Raw genomic sequence first — 8,301 nt, forward strand, 5'->3', positions numbered from 1 at the left:
TGATAATATGAGCAATTTAGAGCTCGAATTAAATATGCTTGCCGAAGCCACCACCACAGAAATAAGTAAAGAAAAAAAAGCCAAAAGGATTTACACAAAACAAAAAAGTAGCATAACAAGGGGTTACCATTGCAGGAAATACAAGAAAAGAAATCGAAGAAAAATCGGGTAAAAGAATTGTCAATAAACTATCTGCAAAAGATTATTTAAACGATAAAAATAAATTAGACTAATGGCATTTTTAAAGGAACAAAATCCAAACACACACACAACTATATTAGAAAACGAAATCGAGCAATTAGTTTACAGACTTTACGATTTAACCGAAGAAGAAATAAAAATAATAGAAAAAGCCAGCGCATAAAGCCATACACACCTGCCCCTCTGGCAAATTAAACCGACCAGCAGAACTCAATGAGCTGCTTCAAAAGCTCAAAAGCATCCAGAGCGATTTCAATAGTAATCCATCTGGGAGTAAGCAAGTTTCTTTAGCAGATTTAGTGGTTCTTGGCGGTTGCGTAGCTGTAGGAAAAGCAGCCAAGGATGCTGGAGTTGAGCTAGGAGTGCCATGTATTCCAGGCCGTTTGGATACTACTCAGGAATTAACCGATGCGGAACGTTTCGATTGGTTGAAACCTGTTTCAGACGGATTCAAAAATTACCACAATGATAAAGTAGGTTGTCCCATCAGAACGCATCTTTCTTGACCGTGCCCAATTATTGACATTGAGTGCGCCAGAATGGACGGTTTTAGTAGGTGGGCTTCGCGTATTGGACCAAAATTATGATTACTCTAAACACGGTGTATTTACTGACCGTCCTGGGCAATTGTCAAATGACTTTTTCCGGGTGCTAACCAGTATGGGCTATGAGTGGGTTCCCAAAGCCGAAAATGAAATGCTGTTCAACATTAACGACCGGGAAAGTGGAACCACAAAATACACAGCGACCCGCTGCGATCTAATTTTTGGTTTTAATGCGCAACTGCGCAACATCGCCGAAGTTTACGGCGCTGATGATGGGCAATAGCGCTTTGTGAAAGACTTTGTTGCAGCTTGGGAAAAAGTGATGATGCTTGATGGTTATGACGTCAAGGATGAATAAAATTCTTATAAAAACAGTCCTTATTCTTTTTACAGACTTGCATTTTACCGCAAAAACTATTAAATTACGGGAACTATAAAAATCGCAGAAAAATGATGAATAATATACTTTTTAAGGTTTTTTTTCAAAATACAGAACATTCTGAAAAGCCCCAGATTTTCCGAAAATTTTCACAGCTCCTTTTTTGCCTGGCTATAAGCCTCGTATGGCTGCCTTCAAGTGGGTTTGCTCAAACAGAATGCCCCGCCATTCACGTGAAAATTCAGAATATAAGTAACAATACTGGGGTTATCGCCTGTGCGATTTTTGAGACCGGTGAAGGTTTCCCCAATAAATTCCTTCAATTCGCTCCTAAGATTATGATAACACAAATAAGTGGAACTGATGCGAGTTTTGAGTTTTCAGATATTCTACCAGGAAAATATGCCATTGCCGTGATCCATGATAAAAACCGCAACGGTGAACTTGACACTAATTTTTTGGGGATACCAACAGAAGGTTATGGTTTTTCCAGTGGTGCAGAGGTAACCTTGAGTGCTCCTTCTTTTTCTGACGCTGAATTTATATATGATGGAGGAAATCTACAAATGTCTATATCTCTTAGTTACTAAAAATTTAAATAAGCCAATCCTGTTGTTGGGAGTGATTTACAACTATTAATGATCATTTCCACTGGCATTGTATTTGGGCTTGAAACAATGCTTAAAGAGAGAAAGCTACTTTCGGAAGCACAAATTTTGGCGGATGAAATTGACCAATTAGTTTATCAACTTTACAATTTAACCGAAGCAGAAATAAAAATAACAGAAGCAGAAGCCTCATAAAGCCATGCACACCTGCCCGTCGGGCAGGCGGCTTTGCAAATACTCACAGTTTTAAAATTGAATTTTGGAGTTCGTGAACTTCGGTTCGCAGCAGCCAAAGCTAAGCCAATGCCGAAACTTCGGGAGCAAAAGAGTAGGTCAAACCAACGCAAAAATTCGATTTAAATCACAAACATCGGAAAACCAAACGGAACGTGAAAAGCCAGTGGCTATCAAAATGTCCAAAACATAGCCAATATAGATTTTACCAAATCTTTTGCTCAATTTTCGACGTAGCCTTATTCCATGGATCAGCTAACTCAAAAAAACCTTTTTTTAAGATAATCTTTAATTTACCTATATTTATAACAGATCAAATAAATCCTTAAATTATGGTAATAGCTATTAAACCACCAACTTCCTTTTGGGTCGTAGCGGTATTTGCTCTTATATGGAATATAGTTGAAATTTACTTTAGTTCCTTTGAAATAGATTTTCTACAAGAAAATTTGACTGTTGAGGAATTTGAAAATGTCCAGTCGATCCCCTTTTGGTATGCCATTGTCTTTATAGTTACTCTATTTTCCGAACTGTTAGGTAGTTTTATGCTTTTTATGAGACGTAAAATTGCAACTACATTTTTTGCAGTGGCATTGATTGCTTTGCTATTTATAGAATCTTACTGGCTGTTTGTGATCGACATTAAAAAAACGTCAATGGTTTTCGCTTTACTTATTCCAGTTGTAGTTATTGCGGTAGCAGCATTTCTTTATTTCTACAGTAAAAGAGCCACTAAAAAAGGCTGGCTTAAATAGACAAGCATTGGTTGAATGTTCTCTTTTGACAGCTAAACACATTAAATGAATACTCTGGTTTGATAAGGGTCGAAACACTTGTAATATCTGCATTCATCTCGTATCTGAATCCCTCTGGTGGGGTTTTATTCCCCGAGGCTTGCCTCGAATTACAAAGAATATCCTTCAATTCATACCTTGTCGGCTTGTCCCGAGATTATTGATTCATTTAAAAAACAGCCAGAAAATACTTCTCGAAGTAAAATTCAGTAAACAAAAAAACAAATGAAGGAACCTACAAGTGGAAAGCTTTGAAAAAATTGTTGAAGAATACAATAAGTGTAATTGATTGAAAAAAGCCAGTTGCCATATAAAATTAATTGCTGGTTTCTAGGCTTCTTACAGAAATCCTATCAGGTCCAAATGCGTGGCAAGTTGGATTTCAAATGCTGTCTTTATTTGCTAAATTAGATGCTTAATCCCCAAACTAATCATACTCATAAGTGTTGGAACAATTAGGGTAAGGAAAATAAAAGTTCACTTATTTAGTGAACTTTTTGCATTTATTGTATCTCTGCACTAGCATAAAAGTGAGCTATGGAAATAAATTTCGAGAAAAATTATCTGAAAGAACTTTACGAAGATGGCAAGGCTCGAAGTGAAAAACATAGGTTTCAACCAAATGTTATCAAAAAGTACATACAAGCAATAGATAAGTTAAGAGTTGCAAAAAACACAGAAGAGTTATATCCCATTAGGAGTTTAAATTATGAAAAACTTATTGGCGATAAAAAAGGATTAGAATCTGTTCGAGTGGATGGCCAGTATCGAATAGAATTATAACCACACTAGAAGGAGAAGAACCTAATAGTATAACAATATGCTCAATTATTGAATTGAGTAATCATTACAAGAAAACATAGGGAAAGATGGCAACACAGAAAGTTCTAACACCAGCACAAGCGACACATCCGGGAGTTTTAATTAAAGATGAATTAGACGCGATACCTGATTTGAACCAAAGAATATTAGCAAAGGAATTAGATGTACACCCCTCTTTTTTAAATGAAATTATCAAAGGAAAAAGACCAGTAACCGCAGATATAGCAATTTTATTAGAAAAGATATTTGGTATTTCAGCGGATTATTGGATGAAATTTCAATCTCAGTACGAAATTGATAAGGCAAGAGTTAAGCAAAAAAATATTAAAAAAGTAAGAAATATTGAACTATGGAGCATTATAAAAGAATATGTTCCAGTTCGATATTTCAAAAAACACCACTATTTAAATGATGACCTTGAACGTGATATAAAAACAATAATGAATATCTATGAAGTGGAAACTATTGATGGTTTAGTGTCTTCTTTTTCTAATGATAGATTTGCATATTATCGTAAATCGAATAAATTAAAAATTGATGATAAAAATATGTTCGCTTGGAGTTCATTAGCTCAATATGAAGCTAAAAACCAAAAAACGAATACTTTTAACTTTGATAATTTAAATCAACTTTGTAAAAATCTAAATAACATATTTTACGAAAATTCTGGAACACCAAAAAGAGTTAAATCTGTACTTAATCAATTTGGAATAAAAATGTTGCTAATTGATAAGTTAGAGAAAACACCTATTGATGGGTTTTCTTTTTGGTCTGATAAAAACCCAGCTATCGCATTGACTTTGAGGTATAATCGGATTGATAATTTTGCTTTTACCATCATACACGAAATAGGACATATTGATTTGCATTTGAGAAATGATAAGGACATAAAATTTATGGACTTGACTAGTAAACAGAAGTTGGACAAATGCGAGACCGAAGCAGATAACTACGCTCACCAAAAACTAATACCTAATGACATTTGGCAAGATATTTTAGACAATCATCTTCCCTTAAATGATGATAAAATTAAAGATTTAGGAGATAAACATAGAATTCATCCTGCTATACTATTGGGTCGAGTTTGCTACGAAGGGGATTATTACGCGATGAAAACTACGATTGACAAAAAAATGAGATAACTGTTCCCAATAACGTATCAAATAATAACAAAACCAAAGGGTTCGGTCACATTTGCAAAGTCGTCAAATTTAAAATTTGGCTCCTACCTATTTGAAACAAAACTGCTTTTTAACCGCTCTACATTTGATATACAATTCCATTGCCTGCAATAAGACATGTTTTCAGCCCATAAAATGAAACGCTTAAAAGTATCGGTTAATCACAGAAAAGCATAAAAGCTCAAGCAACTTGGCGCTGTTTCAATGCAAAAGGAAGCACCTAATTGCCTTTCGCATCCTAGAATAAGCTCCCTTAAAGACAGCACAATTAATAATCCAATATGTCAATTTTAAAATTACCAATCATAACTGGGGTCTTGGTATGTTTTTTGTTCGATGACTGCTCATGAAACAACCGAATCAGGATAAAACACAAAAAGAAGGCTTCGTTGCTATACGTGGGGCGCGGCAACATAATCTTAAAAATGTAACGCTAGACATTCCCCGCGATGCATTGGTGGTATTTACAGGGGTCTCTGGTTCGGGCAAATCCTCGCTTGCATTTGGCACGCTGTATGCCGAAGCTGAGCGCAGGTATCTTGAATCTGTGTCGCCCTATGCACGAAGGCTTTTTCATCAAATGCCAATTCCCGAAGTCGACGCGATTGAAGGTCTGCCTCCAGCGGTTGCATTACAGCAGCAACGCGGTTCAGGAACTTCACGGTCCTCGGTAGGCTCTGTCACCACATTGTCCAACTTGCTGCGCATGTTATATTCCCGCGCCGGCGATTATCCCGCGGGACAGCCACTTTTATATGCCGATTCATTTTCAACCAACACCCCAGAAGGAATCTGCCCTAAATGCCACGGACTGGGAAAAGTGTATGAAGTCACAGAAAAAAGCATGGTGCCAGATGACAGCTTGACCATTAGGGAAAGAGCCATTGCGGCCTGGCCATCGGCGTGGCAGGGGAAAAACCTTCGTGACATTTTGACCACTCTGGGCTACGATGTGGATATCCCTTGGAAAGAACTCCCTAAAAAAGACCGCGACTGGATCTTATTTACCAACGACCGGCCACAGGTACCCGTATACCGAGACCTAAACCTAGCAGCCGTTCAACTTGCCATTGAAAACAAGACCAAACCGAGTTATCAAGGCACTTACACGGGGGCAAAAAGACATGTGCTGCACACCTTTGCAAATACCCAAAGTGCATTGATGAAAAAACGCGTGTCCCAATACATGTTGAGCAGCGAATGCCCGTCCTGCAATGGCAAACGTTTACGTCGCGAATCGCTTTCCGTGACTTTTGCCGGCTATGATATTGCCGATATTTCGAGGCTTCCGCTAAAGAAATTGCTTTCTATTTTCACGCCTTATGCCGATGGCTCGGCGCCAGCTTTGGCTAAATTAAACAAACACCACCAAGAGAAAGCCATGGTGGCGCAACGCATAGCCGAAGATCTTGTGGCGAGAGCAACTGTTTTATTGGAGTTGGGACTGGGCTACTTATCCTTGGAGCGCAGCACACCCACCCTTTCCCCTGGCGAACATCAGCGCTTGAGATTGGCAACCCAAGTGCGTAGTAACCTGTTTGGGGTGGTGTATGTATTAGACGAGCCTTCCGCAGGATTGCACCCCGCCGATACCGAGGCTTTACTCAAAACTTTGGATAGATTGAAAGCTTCTGGGAATTCACTTTTTGTGGTTGAGCATGAGTTGGATGTGATTCGCCATGCGGACTGGATTGTAGATGTAGGTCCAGATGCTGGCGACGGTGGTGGCGAAATTTTATACAGTGGTCCACCAGCCGGTTTGAAAAATACTCCAAGGTCTAAAACCAGAGCACATCTTTTTAATGAGCTGCCCTTCCAAAAGCCCACAGCTCGAAAACCTTCTGGATGGCTAAAATTAAGCGGAGTGACCAGAAATAACTTAACAAACCTTGGCGTCTCTTTTCCTTTAGGCGTTTTGACGAGTGTCACTGGCGTGTCTGGCTCAGGGAAAAGCAGCTTGGTAAGCCAGGTATTGGTTGAACTGATGTCTACCAAATTAGGGAAGGGCCTCGCTTCGGAAGAAGACGAGGACACCTTGCAAAAAGACAATGTAGTGACGCTGGGTGGCGAAATCACTTCAGGTTCAGAACCCATAAAACGTATGGTTGTGGTCAATCAGAAACCCATTGGCAGAACACCACGCTCTAATCTAGCGACCTACACGGGTTTGTTTGATGTGGTGCGGAAATTATTCGCGGCAACAAAATTAGCAAAAGCACGTCACTACAGCGCCGGCCGTTTTTCATTCAATGTGGGCAAAGGCCGTTGTCCAAATTGCGATGGCGAAGGATTTGTGATGGTTGAACTGTTATTTTTGCCAAGTGTCTATGCGCCCTGTCCTGTTTGTGAAGGTGCGAGGTACAATGCCGAAACCCTGGAAGTCACTTATCATGAAAAAAACATTACCCAAGTGCTCGACATGACCGTAGATGAAGCCGCAGTGTTTTTTGAGCAGGAAGACCGAGTGGGTCGTCCGCTCAAAGTACTGCAGGAGGTTGGTTTGGGGTATTTACGATTGGGCCAGCCAGCCACTGAGCTTTCCGGCGGAGAAGCGCAGCGCATCAAATTGGCAACCGAACTCCAGCGTGTGAATCGTGGCAATACGCTTTATATTTTAGACGAGCCCACTACGGGCTTACATCCTACCGATGTCGAAAAATTACAAGTCCAATTGGCGAAACTAGTGGATGCCGGCAACACCGTAATTGTGGTAGAGCACGATATGCAGGTTGTGGCTGGAAGTGATTGGGTTATTGACATAGGTCCTGGCGCTGGAAACGAAGGCGGAAAAGTGGTTGCGGAAGGCACTCCGGAAGAAGTCGCAACAAACAAGCTGAGTAAAACGGCAATTTATTTATCGAAAACCTTAAACGGTCATCCTTAATTAGGAAGAATTTTACGAATTAAGGAGGTGTTCTTAGGCTTTCAGTACTTAAAAAACAGAAAGCAAAAAGGGCCTTTAGTTAGAAAATGTAAAGGAAACCGATTGAATTCCATGAGAAAGTTTTCGGATTTGGCCGAAAATGCATAAGCTCCAAAACTCATTACAGAGCATTGTTAACCAGAGCAACGACTATCGCATTTGCTTCAGCAGCATCGAGAAACTCGAATTTTAAAAAGGGTTTTAAAAGATCAATAGTTCTGAAGAATCCTTCGGAATAATAGTAGCGTTTATGACGGAAGCTATTGCAACAGGTTTTAAAAACGCCTTTAATATCGGAGCGACTGAATTTGAGCATTTGACTGAAATCCCTAGGAATAAAAAGTTGGATAAGTTCGAGAGACTAATGGATTTCTAATTGAAACCGTTACGATAATAACGTCGGAATAAAAATGGAATCGCTATGCAACCAAAAACCGAGCAGCAGGCAAAAAGCCAGTTACCGGGTGTGATTAATGCATTGATTCCTCCTGTTTTCGTCGCTGGGACACCCAAGTTAGAAATCGAATAATTTCGCTAAATTTTGTTGCTGCTCGGAGTTGATTATGGTGGTGTAAGTTATTTCCTTGGTAACAGGGTGTTTTACTTTTACGGCA

Annotated in this window: 9 protein-coding genes; all 9 read left to right on the forward strand. The window is 39.5% G+C overall.

Annotated features, from left to right (window positions below):
* Positions 1–232: 232 nt before the first annotated feature.
* The 9 genes from ESY88_RS21715 to uvrA all read left to right on the forward strand — a co-directional run bounded on the left by ESY88_RS21715 (position 233) and on the right by uvrA (position 7,648).
* The gene (locus ESY88_RS21715) at positions 233–364 is read left to right on the forward strand and encodes a hypothetical protein (protein WP_262713091.1); all 132 of its coding nucleotides are present in this window, start codon (positions 233–235) and stop codon (positions 362–364) included.
* 76 nt (positions 365–440) lie between these two features.
* Positions 441–707 carry a peroxidase family protein gene (locus tag ESY88_RS21720; RefSeq protein WP_262713092.1) on the forward strand — a complete coding sequence of 89 codons (267 nt, stop codon included), beginning with the start codon at positions 441–443 and terminating at the stop codon, positions 705–707.
* 13 nt (positions 708–720) lie between these two features.
* Positions 721–1,029 (forward strand): peroxidase family protein, encoded by a 309-nt coding sequence (locus ESY88_RS21725; protein WP_262713202.1) that lies wholly within the window; start codon positions 721–723, stop codon positions 1,027–1,029.
* 167 nt (positions 1,030–1,196) lie between these two features.
* Positions 1,197–1,715 (forward strand): DUF2141 domain-containing protein, encoded by a 519-nt coding sequence (locus tag ESY88_RS11710; RefSeq protein WP_147085914.1) that lies wholly within the window; start codon positions 1,197–1,199, stop codon positions 1,713–1,715.
* A gap of 48 nt (positions 1,716–1,763) precedes the next feature.
* A complete protein-coding gene (locus ESY88_RS21050; protein WP_189702592.1) occupies positions 1,764–1,928 on the forward strand; it encodes a hypothetical protein in 165 nt (54 codons plus the stop codon).
* 371 nt (positions 1,929–2,299) lie between these two features.
* On the forward strand, positions 2,300–2,722 hold the full coding sequence (locus tag ESY88_RS11715; RefSeq protein WP_147085913.1) for a hypothetical protein: 423 nt from the start codon (positions 2,300–2,302) through the stop codon (positions 2,720–2,722).
* 576 nt (positions 2,723–3,298) lie between these two features.
* Positions 3,299–3,544 (forward strand): type II toxin-antitoxin system RelE/ParE family toxin, encoded by a 246-nt coding sequence (locus ESY88_RS11720; protein ID WP_223270805.1) that lies wholly within the window; start codon positions 3,299–3,301, stop codon positions 3,542–3,544.
* Between the two features lie 86 nt (positions 3,545–3,630).
* The gene (locus ESY88_RS11725) at positions 3,631–4,725 is read left to right on the forward strand and encodes a HigA family addiction module antitoxin (protein WP_147085912.1); all 1,095 of its coding nucleotides are present in this window, start codon (positions 3,631–3,633) and stop codon (positions 4,723–4,725) included.
* Between the two features lie 385 nt (positions 4,726–5,110).
* Complete coding sequence (gene uvrA / locus ESY88_RS11730; RefSeq protein ID WP_147085911.1) at positions 5,111–7,648, forward strand: excinuclease ABC subunit UvrA; 2,538 nt, start codon at positions 5,111–5,113, stop codon at positions 7,646–7,648.
* The last annotated feature ends 653 nt before the right edge of the window (positions 7,649–8,301 follow it).

The organism is Subsaximicrobium wynnwilliamsii (genome assembly GCF_007997225.1).
Taxonomy (GTDB): Bacteria; Bacteroidota; Bacteroidia; order Flavobacteriales; family Flavobacteriaceae; genus Psychroserpens; species Psychroserpens wynnwilliamsii.